Raw genomic sequence first — 14,644 nt, 5'->3', positions numbered from 1 at the left:
GGAGTGTGGTCCAGGACACTGCGGCGGGCATCGGTGCGGATACTCAGTACGTACTCAAGTCGGCTCCTTGCGGGCAGACTCGGTCCATGGACTGGAGCCACTTCCGCTTCCGCAGCATCTGGAAGCTGCCCGCGCCGCCCGCCGACGTGTACGCCGCCCTCGAACGCGCCGAGGACTACCCGGCATGGTGGCCTCAGGTACGGGAGGTGATACCCCGCGACGAACGCACCGGCACGGCACGCTTCCGATCCCTGCTGCCGTACGACCTGTTCATCACCGGCGAGGAACGGCGCCGCGACCCGGCGGCCGGCGTCCTGGAGATCACGATGACCGGTGATCTCGAAGGCTGGGCGCGCTGGACCGTCACGGCGGCACCGGGCGGGACGCGGGCGCTCTACGAACAGGAAGTGGTGGTGCGCAAACCGCTGATGCGACGCCTCGCCGTCCCCGGCAGACCCGTCTTCCTGCTCAACCACAGGCTGATGATGCGCGCGGGCGAGCGAGGCCTGAAGGCGCACCTCGGAGGCGGGTGAGGGCTTTCGCGGAAGCGGTTTGAAGGAAACCCGCGAGGACCTGTATGGTTCAGTCCGTTCCCGGGCGATTAGCTCAGTGGGAGAGCGCTTCGTTCACACCGAAGAGGTCACTGGTTCGAACCCAGTATCGCCCACCCGGAGAATGCCGGTCCGTCACCGACGGACCGGCTTTTTTCATGCCACGCGACTTCCTGCCCTCGGGCCGGTCGCGACCCGTAGATGTCACGCAGCCGCGGGCAGTTCGGGACGCAGCGGCCACGCCGGATCCACCGCTTCCGGCGTACCGCTGCGCGCGAACCAGGCCTGCAGGCCACGCGCCTGCGCCGCGTGCCAGACCGCCTGCAGCGCGTGCAGCTCGGCCGCCGAGAGCCGTTCGAGCCGCGAGGCGAAACGCTGCCCCACGGCCCGTACGACATCCAGTGCGGCCTGCGCGTCGGCCGCCGCGTCGTGCGCCTCGTCGAGCTCCACCGCGTAGTGCGCGCACAGATCGGTCAGTGTGCGGCGCCCCTTGCGGTAGCGGTCGAGCTGCTTGTCCAGGACCCGCGGGTCGAGGACGCACAGCGACGAGCCCGCCATGTACCGGCCGAGCGACGAGGCGCGGTGCCTGCGCAACTCCCGGTCCAGGATCGTCAGGTCGAAGGGAGCGTTCATGACGACGATCGGGCGGCCCGCCGCGCCCTGTTCCGCCAGCTCCCTCGCTATCTCCTCCATCACCGGCGCGGGCCAGCGACCGTTGTGCTGCAGATGTTCCTCCGTCAGGCCGTGCACCGCGGTGGCGGACTCGGGCACCGGAACGCCCGGGTTCACCAGCCAGCGAGTGATGCGCGGGCGGGTGCCCGCGCCTTGCTGGACGACGACGGCGGCCGACACAATGCGGTCGGTCTCGACGTCGACGCCCGTGGTCTCCGTGTCGAATGCGGCCAAGGGCCCCTCGTACCAGCACGTCATAGTGACGCAACTCCTCGATCATGTCCGGCAGATGGCTTTCCTCCCCTGCCCACCCCGGTGATACCCGGGCCGTTTGCGCTGTACGCGGCCCGGAGACAACAGAGGTACAGGGCTTGGAAGTTGACCGGCCCGAAGCGGGGATTCACTGGTTCGGAAGGCACGTTGGACATGGCGCTCGCGCAGCCCGAACAGGGTGGGCTGCTGCCCGAGCGGATCGCACCGCCGCGCGGCACACTCGCCACCACCGCCTGTATGGAGACCCTTCAGGTGGGCTATCTGCACGCCGTCGCCGCCGCGGCGGGGTGTTCGCTCTCGCAGCCCTTTCCGGACAACGGCATCGACTGGCACGTCAGCCACAGCGCCCCCGGGCACACGGTCGACGACGAAGTCACCATCAAGGTGCAGCTCAAGTGCACGTACCAGATACCGCCGAACCCCCCGGGGCCGGCCTTCTCCTTCACGCTCGACAACCCGCACCTGGAGAAGCTCGCCCGCACCCCGGTCTCGGTGCACAAGATCCTGGTCGTGATGCTCGTGCCGCGGTCGCAGGACGACTGGCTGCGCGCGAGCCATGACCGGCTCGACCTGCGGCACTGCTGCTACTGGACCAACCTCGCCGGACACCAGGTGACCGGCCGGCGCAGGACGACCGTGCGCGTCCCGACCTCGCGGATCTTCGACGACAGAGCCCTCTGCGAGATCATGACGCGGGTCGGCACGGGAGGGAGACCCTGATGCACCGCCCGATCGAAGAGCCGCTACGCCCCGTTCGCCCGCACCCCGTCGACACCACGGGCAGCTGGCCGGGACCGACGGCCCCGCTGGGTCCCCCCGAGCCCTCGCAGGTCGACCCCGCCGTGCTCGGCGCGCTGCTCGACCGGCACGGCTGGCGGCGGCGCGGGGGAGCGGCGGGGCGCTACTCCCGCTGGACCCCGCCGGGACCGGGCGGGGGCGGCACGAGCCTGCTCGTGCCGGAGAGCAGGGCCTTCCCCGACTGCGAGGACCTGCTCGGCGAGGCGCTCACCGCCCTGTCCCGCAGCGCGTCCCCGTCCGCGCGTGACGTACTCGTCGGACTCACCGTGCCCAGCGACGAGATCCGCTGGTGGCGCGATGTCCCGGCGGGGCCCGCGGGCGCCGCGACCTGGACGGCGGAGGAACAACTGCGGGCGGCCGCACGGCAGATGCTGCTCGCCGGGGCGCTCGCCGCGCGTGGCCGTGCCGGGTACTACGGCGCGCGGCACCGTGGCCCCGCCGCCGCGTCCCTGGAGAGCGTCCTGGTCGCGCCCGCTCCCGGCGGACGGCAGCTCACCGCGTTCGTGCCCGTCCTGACCGGGCGGCTCCTCGCCGTGCGGCTGCACCAGGCGCTGTACGCGGTCCGCGAGGCCGTCGACTACCAGCGCGCCACCGGAGGCATGGACGCCTTCGACGGCGCCGTCGAGGCGGGCGTCAGCCATGAGCTGACGGAGGCCGTCGTGGCGCTGGTGCGGGGCACGGAAGGGGCACGCGTCGCCGTGGGATGGGCGCCGGCCGCCGGGGTGCCCGAGGGGTGCGCCGTCGATGCCGAGCCCGTCGAGTTCTCGCCCGGTGACCTGACGGTGCTGAGGGAGGCGAGCGCGCGCTACCTGCGGGACGAGCCCGCGATGCCGGTGCGGATCACGGGGGCCGTGGTGCGGATGCGGCGGTCGGGGCCGCGGGGCGAGGGCACCGTGCGGGTCCGGGTGCTAGCGGGCGCGGACGTTCCCCACGTACGTATGACCCTCGATGAGGAGTCGTACCGCATAGCGGGCCATGCCCACCTGGTCGGGCTGCCGATCCGGGTGCACGGGCGTCTGGAGAGCCGGGGCGGGTTCCGGCGGCTCACCGGGGCGTCCGGGGTGGTGCCGGTGCAGGTGGACGAGGGTGAGAAGGACCGTCTGATGAAGTCGCTGCAGGAGAACCTCGACTTCTTCGAGGAGGCGTGCAGCGGGGACTAGGGAGCGTCTGAGGCGGGGGCGGCCGAGGCCCCGGGGATAACCGTTTCGCGATGGGCGCCCCCGGCTCGGTACGATTCGTATCGCGCGCAGGAGCAGATCTGCCGCGACCCCCTTCAGGTAGGAGAAGACCGGTGTCAGACGTCCGTGTGATCATCCAACGCGATTCCGAGCGGGAAGAGCGCGTGGTGACGACGGGCACTACGGCCGCCGAACTCTTCCCCGGAGAGCGCACCATCGTCGCCGCCCGCGTGGCCGGCGAGCTGAAGGACCTCGCGTACGCCGTCCAGGACGGCGAGGAGGTCGAGCCGGTCGAGATCTCCTCCGAGGACGGCCTGAACATCCTGCGCCACTCCACCGCGCACGTCATGGCGCAGGCCGTGCAGGAGCTCTTCCCGGACGCCAAGCTCGGCATCGGCCCGCCGGTGCGACACGGTTTCTACTACGACTTCGACGTCGAGAAGCCGTTCACTCCCGAGGACCTCAAGGCCATCGAGAAGAAGATGCAGGAGATCCAGAAGCGCGGCCAGCGCTTCTCGCGCCGCGTCGTCACCGATGAGGCCGCCCGCGAGGAGCTCGCCGACGAGCCGTACAAGCTGGAGCTCATCGGCATCAAGGGCTCCGCGTCCAGCGACGACGGCGCGGACGTCGAGGTGGGCGGCGGCGAGCTGACCATCTACGACAACCTCGACCCGAAGACCGGCGACCTGTGCTGGAAGGACCTCTGCCGCGGTCCCCACCTGCCCACCACCCGCAACATCCCGGCGTTCAAGCTGATGCGCAACGCCGCCGCGTACTGGCGCGGCAGCGAGAAGAACCCGATGCTCCAGCGCATCTACGGCACCGCATGGCCCACCAAGGACGAGCTCAAGGCCCACCTGGAGTTCCTCGCCGAGGCCGAGAAGCGCGACCACCGCAAGCTCGGCAGTGAGCTGGACCTGTTCTCCATCCCGGAGCAGATCGGCTCGGGCCTCGCGGTCTTCCACCCCAAGGGCGGCATCATCCGCCGGGTCATGGAGGACTACTCGCGCCGCAGGCACGAGGAGGAGGGGTACGAGTTCGTCTACACCCCGCACGCCACGAAGGGGAAGCTCTTCGAGACCTCGGGCCACCTGGACTGGTACGCCGACGGCATGTACCCGCCCATGCAGCTCGACGAGGGCGTGGACTACTACCTCAAGCCCATGAACTGCCCGATGCACAACCTGATCTTCGATGCGCGCGGGCGTTCCTACCGTGAACTGCCGCTGCGCCTCTTCGAGTTCGGCACGGTGTACCGCTACGAGAAGTCGGGTGTCGTGCACGGTCTGACCCGTGCCCGCGGCTTCACCCAGGACGACGCGCACATCTACTGCACCAAGGAGCAGATGGCGGACGAGCTCGACACGACGCTCACCTTCGTCCTGAACCTCCTGCGTGACTACGGCCTGACCGACTTCTACCTGGAGCTCTCCACCAAGGACCCGGAGAAGTTCGTCGGCTCGGACGAGGTCTGGGAAGAGGCTACCGAGACGCTGCGTAAGGTCGCCGAGAAGCAGGGCCTGCCGCTGGTCCCGGACCCGGGCGGCGCCGCGTTCTACGGCCCGAAGATCTCCGTGCAGTGCAAGGACGCCATCGGCCGCACCTGGCAGATGTCGACCGTGCAGCTCGACTTCAACCTGCCGGAGCGCTTCAACCTGGAGTACACCTCGCCGGACGGCTCCAAGCAGCGCCCGGTGATGATCCACCGTGCGCTCTTCGGGTCGATCGAGCGGTTCTTCGCGGTGCTTCTGGAGCACTACGCGGGTGCGATGCCGCCGTGGCTCGCCCCCGTGCAGGCGGTCGGCATCCCGGTCGGGGACGCGCACATCCCCTACCTCCAGGAGTTCGCGGCCGAGGCCAAGAAGAAGGGCCTGCGGGTCGAGGTGGACGCCTCGTCGGACCGCATGCAGAAGAAGATCAGGACGCAGCAGAAGCTGAAGGTCCCGTTCATGATCATCGTCGGTGACGACGACATGAACGCGGGCACGATCTCCTTCCGCTACCGCGACGGCTCGCAGGAGAACGGCATCCCGCGCGACCAGGCGCTCGCCAAGCTCATGGACGTGGTGGAGAGCCGCGTACAGGTGTGACCTGGGACTGAGAGGCCCCCGGGACGTTCAGCGTCCCGGGGGCCTCTTGTCGTCCTCCCGCGCGAACACCTGCAGCAGCCACGACGAGAACGACCCCGTCACCGCGCCGAGCAGCGCCAGACCGCAGAGCATCAGGCCCACCGCGATCACGCGCCCCAGCGGCGTCACGGGCGTCACATCGCCGTATCCCACGGTCGCGAGCGTGGCCGACGTCCACCACACCGAGTCCCCGAAGGTACGGATCGTCGCCCCCGGAGCCGTGTGCTCGTGCTGGTAGACGGCCAGCGCCCCGGTGAAGCCGATGAGCAGCGCCGAAAGACCGGCGTACGTGACCACGCGCGCGTGCAGCGCCAGACGCGGCCTGCCGTGCCTGCGCTGGACGGCCTCGTAGACGTGTACGACGCGCAGCGGCCGCAGCAGGGGCAGGACGAGGACCAGGGTGTCCAGCCAGTGGGTGCGTACGAAGCGCGCGCCCTGCCCGCTCAGCCGCCACCGCACCGCGTAGTCGACGGCGAACGCGGCCCAGGCGGCGAAGAGGACCGCCAGGCAGAGGTCGCGCCAGGCCCTTGGCGGCCCGGGGGCGGCCAGGACCAGGACTGCGTACGAGGTCAGGTAGAGCAGCGAGGCCACGGCGAGCGGTGCCTCCGTGCGGTTCTCCCAGCGGGCCTGACGGCCTTCATCGGTCATCGGCCCAGCTTCGCGGCCGAGGAGGCGGCGGGCGCCCCGCCGACACGCTTCGATCGGGCTAAGTCATATGCTGCACAGCATGACGAGTGAGCCGGAGCAGCAGATCGGAGTGGGGACGCAGGACGCGTTCCAGCGCCTGTGGACGCCCCACCGGATGGCGTACATCCAGGGCGAGAACAAGCCGAGCGGTCCGGGCGCCGACGACGGCTGTCCCTTCTGCTCCATCCCGGCCAAATCCGACGAGGACGGTCTGGTCGTCGCGCGCGGCGAGCAGGTGTACGCGGTGCTCAACCTCTACCCGTACAACGGCGGCCACTTGATGGTCGTGCCCTACCGCCACGTCGCCGACTACACCGAGCTGACCGCTCCGGAGACGGCCGAGCTCGGTGAGCTGACCAAGCAGGCCATGACGGCGCTGCGGGCCGCTTCCGGCGCGCACGGCTTCAACATCGGCATGAACCAGGGCACGGTGGCGGGCGCCGGCATCGCCGCGCATCTGCACCAGCACATCGTGCCCCGCTGGGGCGGGGACACGAACTTCATGCCGGTCGTCGGCCACACGAAGATCCTTCCGCAGCTGCTCGCGGACACCCGCAAGATGCTGGCCGACGCCTGGCCCACCGCCCGCTGACGCGCCTCACGCGTCGTACACGTCCGCCTTCCTCGGCATCGGGTCCTGGACCGCGCCGCTGAGGAAGCCGGAACGCGTACCGAACTTCTCCGTGTCCACGCCGTTCTCCGCGAGCACCTTGATGGCCGCCGAGTGGACGACGCGGAGCACCGGGGTGGCCGCGCGCAGCGCGTCGTCGGCCATGAAGCGGTGCCGCCACGGCTTGTCCGCCCAGGCGTGCCGCAGGCCGAAGGGCTCGGGCAGGACCAGCTGGCCGCCGAGGTGGTCCAGTATCGGCGGATACCACGTGAAGGGCGCCCGCACCGCGAGGCGCACGACCTCGTCGGCGCCGACCAGCGGCAGCTTGCGCTCCGTGGTCTCCCAGAACTTGATGGGCTTGGCGACCTTCTTGACCTTGGGGTCGGGCTTGCTGGTGAACAGCGAGTGGACCGGGCCGAGCGCGTGGCCGGTGACCTCGATGCGCAGGGTCTCGTGCAGGACGGTCACCGTGATCAGCATCGTGATGACCAACTGGCCGTCCCAGAGCGTGAACTGGACGCCGAGATAGTGGCGGTTGCCGCTGCCGAACTGCTGCTCGTTGCAGATCCGCTGTATCTCGTGTCCGCGGATCTGATAGGCCTCGACCTCCGTGCCGCCGGGGCGGGCGACCGCCTTGGCGTTCTCCCCGATGGGGGAGACGATCCAGTGCTTTATCGACGGCGTCGGGAAGCCGCCGGTGTGCAGCGGGCCGCGTTCGAGCAGACGCAGCTGGTCGTGCACGGCCCGTATGACGTCCCAGCTGCGGAACGGGTGGATCTCCGTGCCCTCCTTGGCGGAGACCAGCTCCTCGGCGAGCTGCCAGCTGCCCCAGCGCGTGCCCATGCCCAGTATCCCCTTGGGCCCCGCGTAGAACACCGAGTTGCTCTGCTGTTCGGCCGAGAGGCGGGCAAGGCCCTGCCGGAGCTGCTCGGCGGCCGTCTCGCCCGGACTGCCCGGCACCGCCTCGGGGATCTTGGCCCCGATGCCGCCGCCGGCGAGCAGGCTCGCCCAGCGGTCGCGCAGGTCCCGCGCGGTGCGTTCGGCGATCAGCTTGGCCCAGAACCAGCCGGCCACGGGGACGACGACCGCCGCGCGGATGTACCAGCCGAGGAGGCCGCCGATCGGGAGCTTGATGAGGAAGATCACGGCGAGGACGCCCACGGCGACCAGGACGGCCGTCGCGATCGCGCTCGCGCGCTTGTTGTCCCGCTTCACCACGGCCAGCTTGATCGAGAACAGCAGCAGCCACAGGAGCAGTCCCGGCAGGAAGAGCAGCCCGCACAGCACCATCACGACGGTGAGCCAGCGGTCGCGCTCCTTACGGATGTTGTTCGCCGCGAGGCAGTGCTCGACGATCGACTGCGGCTCCATGCCGAAGGACTGGATGAGCGGCTTGCGGGCGCCGCCGAGCATCCGCACCTGCACGGCCCGCGCGAACGCCTCACCCAGATTGGGCGCGAACAGCGACCAGAGGCCTTTCTTCACCTCGGACTTGTGCCATTCGTTGTTGGCTTCGAGGATCTTCGACACCTTGTCGTCGCGGTACGCGGCCGACGCGAGGGCGTGGGTCGCCGCCGTCTGTCCCGCGGCCCCGGACAGCGGGACCTGGGCCCCGGGCCTGAAGTCGAATACGTCGTCCGCCACTGCCGCCCCCATCGCCGCAATATCTCCGCTGCTGCGGCTTTCCCGACTTCCCTGCCTGGCACACCTGTTGATCAGGTCATCAGCGTATCGGTGCGCACCGACATCCGGCAGGGCGCATCCGTGCGCCCTGCCGGAGTCCCTCAACTAGGAGACGCCCTGGGCCTGTTCACGCATCCTCTCGGAGAGCTGTGGCGGCATCGGTTCGTGGCGTGCGTACGCGCGGCTGAAGCGGGCAGTGCCCTGCGAGAGGGACCTGAGGTCCACGGCGTACCGCCCGATCTCGATCTCCGGCACCTCGGCCCGCACCAGCGTGCGCCCGCCGGGCGCCTGCTCGGTCCCCACCACCCGGCCGCGGCGCCCCGAGAAGTCGCTCATCACCGAGCCCACGTGGTCGTCGCCGACCAGGACCCGCACCTCGGCCACCGGCTCCAGAAGATGGATCCTCGCGTCGGCCGCTGCCTCGCGCAGGGCGAGCGCGCCCGCCGTCTGGAACGCGGCGTCCGATGAGTCCACCGAGTGCGCCTTGCCGTCGAGCAGCGTGATGCGTACGTCGATGAGGGGGTAACCGGCGGCCACACCCTTCGCGGCCTGGGCGCGCACGCCCTTCTCGACGGACGGGATGAACTGCCGGGGCACGGCGCCGCCCACGACCTTGTCGACGAACTCGATGCCGCTGCCGCCCGGCAGCGGCTCGACCTCGATCTCGCAGATCGCGTACTGGCCGTGGCCGCCGGACTGCTTCACATGACGGCCCCGCCCGGCCGACTTGCCCGCGAACGTCTCCCGAAGGGAGACCTTGTGCGGCACGACGTCGACCTGCACGCCGTACCGGCTGCGCAGCCGCTCCAGGGCCACATCGGCGTGCGCCTCGCCCAAGCACCACAGCACCACCTGGTGGGTGTTCTGGTTCTGCTCCAGACGCATCGTCGGGTCCTCGGCGACGAGACGGGACAACCCCTGGGAGAGCTTGTCCTCGTCCGCCTTGCTGTGCGCCTGGATGGCGAGCGGCAGGAGCGGGTCGGGCATGTCCCAGGGCGCCATCAGGAGCGGGTCGTCCTTGGCGGAGAGGGTGTCACCCGTCTCGGCGCGGTTCAGCTTGGCGACGCAGGCCAGATCGCCGGCGATGCAACTGCTGAGCGGACGCTGGTGCTTGCCGAAGGGGGAGGAGAGCGCGCCGACACGCTCGTCGACGTCGTGGTCCTCGTGGCCGCGGTCGGCCAGGCCGTGCCCGGAGACATGCACGGTCTCGTCGGGACGCAGGGTGCCGGAGAAGACGCGTACGAGCGAGACGCGCCCCACGTAGGGATCGGACGCGGTCTTCACGACCTCGGCGACCAGCGGTCCCGCGGGGTCGCAGGAGATCGCGGGCCGCGCCTTGCCGCCGGGGGTGGTGACGGCGGGCGCCGGGTGTTCCAGGGGGGTGGGGAAGCCGCCCGTGATCAGCTCCAGGAGCTCCACCGTGCCGATGCCCTGCCGGGCGCCGTCGGCGGCGGGGGCCGCCGCGAGCACGGGGTGGAAGATGCCGCGTGCCACGGCCCGTTCCAGATCCTCCACCAGGGTCTTGAAGTCGAGCTCCTCGCCGCTGAGATAGCGGTCCATGAGGGACTCGTCCTCGCTCTCGGCGATGATCCCCTCGATCAGTTCGTTGCGGGCGTCCTCGATGAGCGGGAGCTGGTCGTCGCCCGGCTCGGACTCCTTCCGTTCGCCGGACGCGTAGTCGAATATCCGCTGCGAGAGCAGCCCCACGAGGCCGGTCACCGGAGTGTGCCCGTCCGGGCCCTCGGCGCCGTGCAGCGGCAGATAGAGCGGAAGCACCGCGTCGGGGTCGTCGGCGCCGAACGCGTCCGCGCAGGTGCGGGTCATCGCGGCGAAGTCCGCGCGGGCCGACTCCAGGTGCGTGATCACGATGGCCCGCGGCATGCCGACCGCCGCGCACTCCTCCCACACCATGCGGGTCGCGCCGGTGATGCCTTCGACGCCCTCGGCCGCCGAGACGACGAAAAGGGCCGCGTCCGCGGCGCGCAGACCGGCCCTCAACTCGCCGACGAAATCGGCGTACCCGGGGGTGTCCAGGAGATTGATCTTGTAACCGCCCCATTCGACGGGGACGAGGGACAGCTGTACGGAGCGCTGTTGCCGGTGCTCGATGTCGTCGTAGTCGGAGACGGCGGTTCCGTCCTCCACGCGGCCCGCCCGGTTCACCGCCCCCGCGGTCAGCGCGAGGGCCTCCACCAGAGTCGTCTTGCCCGATCCGCTGTGGCCGACCAGCACCACATTCCGTACGGAGGCGGGGTGGTCGGCCGCTGTAGCCCTGCCGGCGGCTCCGGGGTGTGCGTTCGCCTTGTCGCCCATGCCTTGGCCTCCCGGTCACGTGCACGGTGAGGAGGCACAGCCCCCTCGGGGATGCTGGCTGCTCGCGGACACGCGGGGCCGCGTGCGGGTCGGCTCCGGCGACGCCCGCGGTGCTTTCGAGCTTTCCACTCCGGTCACTGTGCGTCCATACGTCGTACGCGATCGTGAGGGGGCGAGCCGGTCGGTCAAGGGCGTGACTACGATGGGCCCGCCGGTGGCCAACAGGGCCGCACGGCTCACCGACCCCTCGGGAAGGCCATGCTGAACAAGTACGCGCGTGCATTCTTCACGCGTGTTCTCACACCGTTCGCCGCGTTTCTCATCCGTCGCGGCGTGAGCCCCGACGCGGTCACGTTCATCGGCACGGCCGGTGTGATGGCAGGCGCGCTGGTCTTCTTCCCCCGCGGAGAGTTCTTCTGGGGCACGATCGTCATCACGCTCTTCGTGTTCTCCGACCTCGTCGACGGGAACATGGCGCGGCAGCTGGGACGCTCCAGCCGCTGGGGCGCCTTCCTGGACTCCACGCTCGACCGGGTCGCCGACAGCGCGATCTTCGGTGGCCTCGCGCTCTGGTACGCGGGCTCCGGCGACAACAACGTCCTGTGCGCCGTCTCCATCTTCTGCCTGGCCAGCGGCCAGGTGGTCTCGTACACGAAGGCGCGCGGCGAGGCGATCGGCCTGCCCGTCGCGGTCAACGGCCTGGTGGAGCGCGCCGAGCGCCTGGTGATCTCGCTGGTCGCCGCGGGCCTCGCGGGACTGCACAAGTTCGGGGTCCCCGGCATCGACGTACTGCTGCCGATCGCCCTGTGGATCGTCGCCGTCGGCAGCCTCGTCACGCTGGTCCAGCGCGTGGTGACCGTGCGCAGGGAGTCCGCGGAGGCGGACGCGGCCACGGCGGCCCCGGCCCAGGGCAGTGAGGCCACGTCGTGAAGGACCGGCTGACCGACGCGCTCTACGGAGTGGCCTGGAGTTCGGTCAAGAAGCTCCCCGAGCCGGTGGCCGTGCGCCTCGGCCGGACCATCGCCGACGCCGTGTGGAAGCGATGCGGCAAGGGCGTCCTGCGTCTTGAGGCCAACTACGCGCGCGTGGTGCCCGACGCGAGCCCGGAGCGGCTGCGCGAGCTGTCCAAGGCGGGCATGCGCTCGTACCTGCGTTACTGGATGGAGTCGTTCCGGCTGCCGTCGTGGAGCCGGGAGCGCATCAAGGAAGGCGTGGACGTCAAGGGCGTCCACCACCTCACCGAAGGCCTCGACGCAGGCAAGGGCGTCATCGTCGCGCTTCCGCACCTCGGCAACTGGGACTTGGCGGGCGCGTGGGTCACCACCAAGCTGGACACGCCGTTCACGACGGTCGCCGAGCGGCTCAAGCCCGAGACTTTGTACGACCGGTTCGTGGCCTACCGCGAGAGCCTCGGCATGGAGGTCCTGCCGCACACCGGGGGCTCCGCCTTCGGCACGCTGGCGCGGCGCCTGCGCGCGGGCGGCCTGATCTGCCTGGTCGCGGACCGGGACCTGTCCGCGTCCGGCGTCGAGGTGAAGTTCTTCGGGGACACCGCGCGGATGCCCGGGGGGCCCGCGATGCTCGCCCAGCAGACAGGCGCGGTACTGCTGCCGGTGACCCTCTGGTACGACGACTCACCGGTCATGAAGGGCCGCATCCACGCGCCCATCGACGTTCCCGAGACAGGCACCCGCGCGGAGAAGACGTCTGTCATGACGCAGGCGCTGGCAGACGCCTTCGCCACGGGTATCGCCGACCATCCGGAGGACTGGCACATGCTGCAGCGCTTGTGGCTCGCTGATCTCGACCCCGCGAAGGGGACCGCCGACGACTCCGTGCGGCCCGGCGAGGGGACCACCCCGTGAGGATCGGCATCGTCTGCCCCTACTCGTGGGACGTGCCGGGCGGCGTCCAGTTCCACATCCGCGACCTGGCGGAGCATCTGATCCGCCTCGGGCACGAGGTGTCCGTCCTCGCTCCGGCGGACGACGAGACCCCCCTTCCGCCGTACGTCGTCTCGGCGGGCCGCGCCGTTCCCGTGCCGTACAACGGCTCGGTGGCCCGGCTCAACTTCGGGTTCCTGTCGGCCGCGCGAGTGCGGCGCTGGCTGCACGACGGCACGTTCGACGTCATCCACATCCACGAGCCGACCTCGCCGTCGCTCGGGCTGCTCACGTGCTGGGCGGCGCAGGGCCCGATCGTCGCGACGTTCCACACGTCCAACCCGCGCTCGCGGGCCATGATCGCGGCCTATCCGATCCTGCAGCCAGCCCTGGAGAAGATCAGCGCGCGCATCGCGGTGAGCGAGTACGCGCGCCGCACGCTCGTCGAGCACCTGGGCGGCGACGCGGTCGTCATCCCGAACGGTGTGGACGTCGACTTCTTCGCCAAGGTCGAGCCCAAGGCCGAATGGCAGGGCGGGACGATCGGCTTCATCGGCCGCATCGACGAGCCGCGCAAGGGCCTCCCGGTGCTGATGAAGGCGCTGCCGAAGATCCTCGCCGAGCGCCCCGACACCCGGCTGCTCGTCGCGGGCCGCGGCGACGAACACGAGGCCGTCTCCTCGCTGCCCGTCGAGATGCGGGAGCGCGTGGAGTTCCTCGGCATGGTCAGCGACGAGGACAAGGCACGGCTGCTGGCCAGCGTCGACGTGTACGTGGCTCCCAACACCGGCGGCGAGAGCTTCGGGATCATCCTGGTCGAGGCGCTGTCGGCGGGCGCACCCGTGCTCGCAAGCGATCTGGACGCCTTCGCGCAGGTCCTCGACCAAGGCGCGGCGGGCGACCTGTTCACGAACGAGGACGCGGACTCGCTGGCCGCCGCCGCCCTGCGGCTCCTCGGCGATCCCGAGCGCCGCGAGGAGCTGCGCGAGCGCGGCAGCAAGCACGTGCGCCGCTTCGACTGGTCGACGGTGGGCGCCGACATCCTCTCGGTGTACGAGACGGTGGCGGACGGGGCTGCCGCGGTGGACGCCGACGAACGCTCCGGCCTGCGGGCGCGGTTCGGGCTCGCGCGGGACTGACCTGACCGGCTGCGGGACTGCCCTGACTGCCCGCGGAACCGCCCTGACCGCCCTTGGGGCTGCCCGGCGCGGTCCTGTGGGCCCGGCGGTCATGCGGGCGGGCCGGCTCGACTAGCCTCGGGCCGGTGACCTCGACACTGATCTGGATCGCGGTAGCCCTCTTCGCGATCGGCCTCTACCTGAGCTGGACCGCGGGCCGGCTCGACCGGCTGCACGCCCGCATCGACGCGGCCCGCGCCGCACTCGACGCCCAGCTGCTCCGCCGCGCCTCGGTCGCCCAGGAGCTTGCCACCTCCGGAGTGCTCGACCCGGCGGCCTCCATCGTGCTCTACGAAGCGGCGCACGCGGCCCGGCAGGCGGAGGAGGAGCACCGCGAGGTCGCCGAGAGCGAGCTGAGCCAGGCGCTGCGTGCGATCTTCGGCGAGCAGGAGCAGGTCGACGCGGTGCGCGAGGCTCCCGGCGGCGACGAGGCGGCGACCGAACTGGCGGCGGCCGTCCGTAGGGTGCCGATGGCCAGGCGTTTTCACAACGACGCCGTACGCGCGGCCCGCGCCCTGCGCAGGCACCGCACGGTGCGCTGGTTCCGCCTCGCGGGGCACGCGCCCTTCCCCATGGCCTTCGAGATGGACGACGAGCCGCCGGTCGCGCTGGCCGACCGCGCGACTTCGTAGACGCCCGGCACGCCCCTGACCAGGAGCGGGCACGTCCCTGACCAGGAGCAGGCACGC

General features: G+C 70.7%; 13 protein-coding genes and 1 tRNA gene. 10 read left to right on the top strand and 4 right to left on the bottom strand.

All coding sequences use genetic code 11. The annotated features are described in order from the left end of the window. Positions 1-86: 86 nt before the first annotated feature. The gene (locus tag ACIBCK_RS19540) at positions 87-533 is read left to right on the top strand and encodes an SRPBCC family protein (protein WP_399391796.1); all 447 of its coding nucleotides are present in this window, start codon (positions 87-89) and stop codon (positions 531-533) included. 62 nt (positions 534-595) lie between these two features. Next, positions 596-667, top strand: a tRNA-Val gene (locus ACIBCK_RS19535). Between the two features lie 88 nt (positions 668-755). Here ACIBCK_RS19535 and ACIBCK_RS19530 read toward each other — a convergent pair. Next, entirely contained in the window at positions 756-1,481 is a 726-nt protein-coding gene (locus ACIBCK_RS19530) for a 3'-5' exonuclease (RefSeq protein WP_399391794.1), read from the bottom strand. Positions 1,482-1,649: 168 nt separating this feature from the next. On the opposite strand from ACIBCK_RS19530, the gene ACIBCK_RS19525 reads away from it, so the two are divergent. The 3 genes from ACIBCK_RS19525 (at position 1,650) to thrS (ending at position 5,562) form a co-directional block, all read left to right on the top strand. Then, entirely contained in the window at positions 1,650-2,216 is a 567-nt protein-coding gene (locus ACIBCK_RS19525; protein ID WP_399391793.1) for a DUF4365 domain-containing protein, read from the top strand. Beyond that, on the top strand, positions 2,213-3,454 hold the full coding sequence (locus tag ACIBCK_RS19520) for a hypothetical protein (protein ID WP_399392290.1): 1,242 nt from the start codon (positions 2,213-2,215) through the stop codon (positions 3,452-3,454). Before ACIBCK_RS19525 ends, ACIBCK_RS19520 begins: the two co-directional genes overlap by 4 nt. Positions 3,455-3,585: 131 nt before the next feature. Then, a complete protein-coding gene (thrS, locus tag ACIBCK_RS19515) occupies positions 3,586-5,562 on the top strand; it encodes a threonine--tRNA ligase (protein WP_399391791.1) in 1,977 nt (658 codons plus the stop codon). A gap of 27 nt (positions 5,563-5,589) precedes the next feature. On the opposite strand, the gene ACIBCK_RS19510 is transcribed toward thrS, so the two are convergent. After that, positions 5,590-6,249: a potassium channel family protein gene (locus tag ACIBCK_RS19510; protein ID WP_399391789.1), complete on the bottom strand. Its 660-nt coding sequence runs from the start codon at positions 6,247-6,249 to the stop codon at positions 5,590-5,592. 67 nt (positions 6,250-6,316) lie between these two features. On the opposite strand from ACIBCK_RS19510, the gene ACIBCK_RS19505 reads away from it, so the two are divergent. After that, complete coding sequence (locus ACIBCK_RS19505) at positions 6,317-6,880, top strand: HIT family protein (RefSeq protein ID WP_399391787.1); 564 nt, start codon at positions 6,317-6,319, stop codon at positions 6,878-6,880. A 6-nt stretch (positions 6,881-6,886) separates the two neighbouring features. Here ACIBCK_RS19505 and ACIBCK_RS19500 read toward each other — a convergent pair whose 3' ends face one another. Both ACIBCK_RS19500 and ACIBCK_RS19495 read right to left on the bottom strand, forming a co-directional pair. Continuing rightward, complete coding sequence (locus ACIBCK_RS19500; RefSeq protein ID WP_399391785.1) at positions 6,887-8,554, bottom strand: hypothetical protein; 1,668 nt, start codon at positions 8,552-8,554, stop codon at positions 6,887-6,889. A gap of 132 nt (positions 8,555-8,686) precedes the next feature. Next, positions 8,687-10,894, bottom strand: coding sequence for an elongation factor G-like protein EF-G2 (locus ACIBCK_RS19495; protein WP_399391783.1), 2,208 nt, complete (start codon positions 10,892-10,894; stop codon positions 8,687-8,689). A 258-nt stretch (positions 10,895-11,152) separates the two neighbouring features. On the opposite strand from ACIBCK_RS19495, the gene pgsA reads away from it, so the two are divergent. The 4 genes from pgsA to ACIBCK_RS19475 all read left to right on the top strand — a co-directional run bounded on the left by pgsA (position 11,153) and on the right by ACIBCK_RS19475 (position 14,587). Beyond that, positions 11,153-11,824: a phosphatidylinositol phosphate synthase gene (gene pgsA / locus ACIBCK_RS19490; protein ID WP_367039990.1), complete on the top strand. Its 672-nt coding sequence runs from the start codon at positions 11,153-11,155 to the stop codon at positions 11,822-11,824. Then, positions 11,821-12,759, top strand: coding sequence for a phosphatidylinositol mannoside acyltransferase (locus ACIBCK_RS19485; RefSeq protein ID WP_399391781.1), 939 nt, complete (start codon positions 11,821-11,823; stop codon positions 12,757-12,759). Before pgsA ends, ACIBCK_RS19485 begins: the two co-directional genes overlap by 4 nt. Next, positions 12,756-13,916 carry a glycosyltransferase family 4 protein gene (locus ACIBCK_RS19480; RefSeq protein WP_399391779.1) on the top strand — a complete coding sequence of 387 codons (1,161 nt, stop codon included), beginning with the start codon at positions 12,756-12,758 and terminating at the stop codon, positions 13,914-13,916. The genes ACIBCK_RS19485 and ACIBCK_RS19480 overlap by 4 nt, the downstream gene beginning before the upstream one ends. Positions 13,917-14,041: 125 nt before the next feature. Then, entirely contained in the window at positions 14,042-14,587 is a 546-nt protein-coding gene (locus ACIBCK_RS19475) for a hypothetical protein (protein ID WP_399391777.1), read from the top strand. Positions 14,588-14,644 lie beyond the last annotated feature (57 nt).

This window comes from Streptomyces sp. NPDC051218, from assembly GCF_044455475.1.
Taxonomy (GTDB): domain Bacteria; phylum Actinomycetota; class Actinomycetes; order Streptomycetales; family Streptomycetaceae; genus Streptomyces.
The sequence above is the reverse complement of the archived record's forward strand: the minus strand, read 5'-3'. Positions and strand labels throughout refer to the sequence as shown.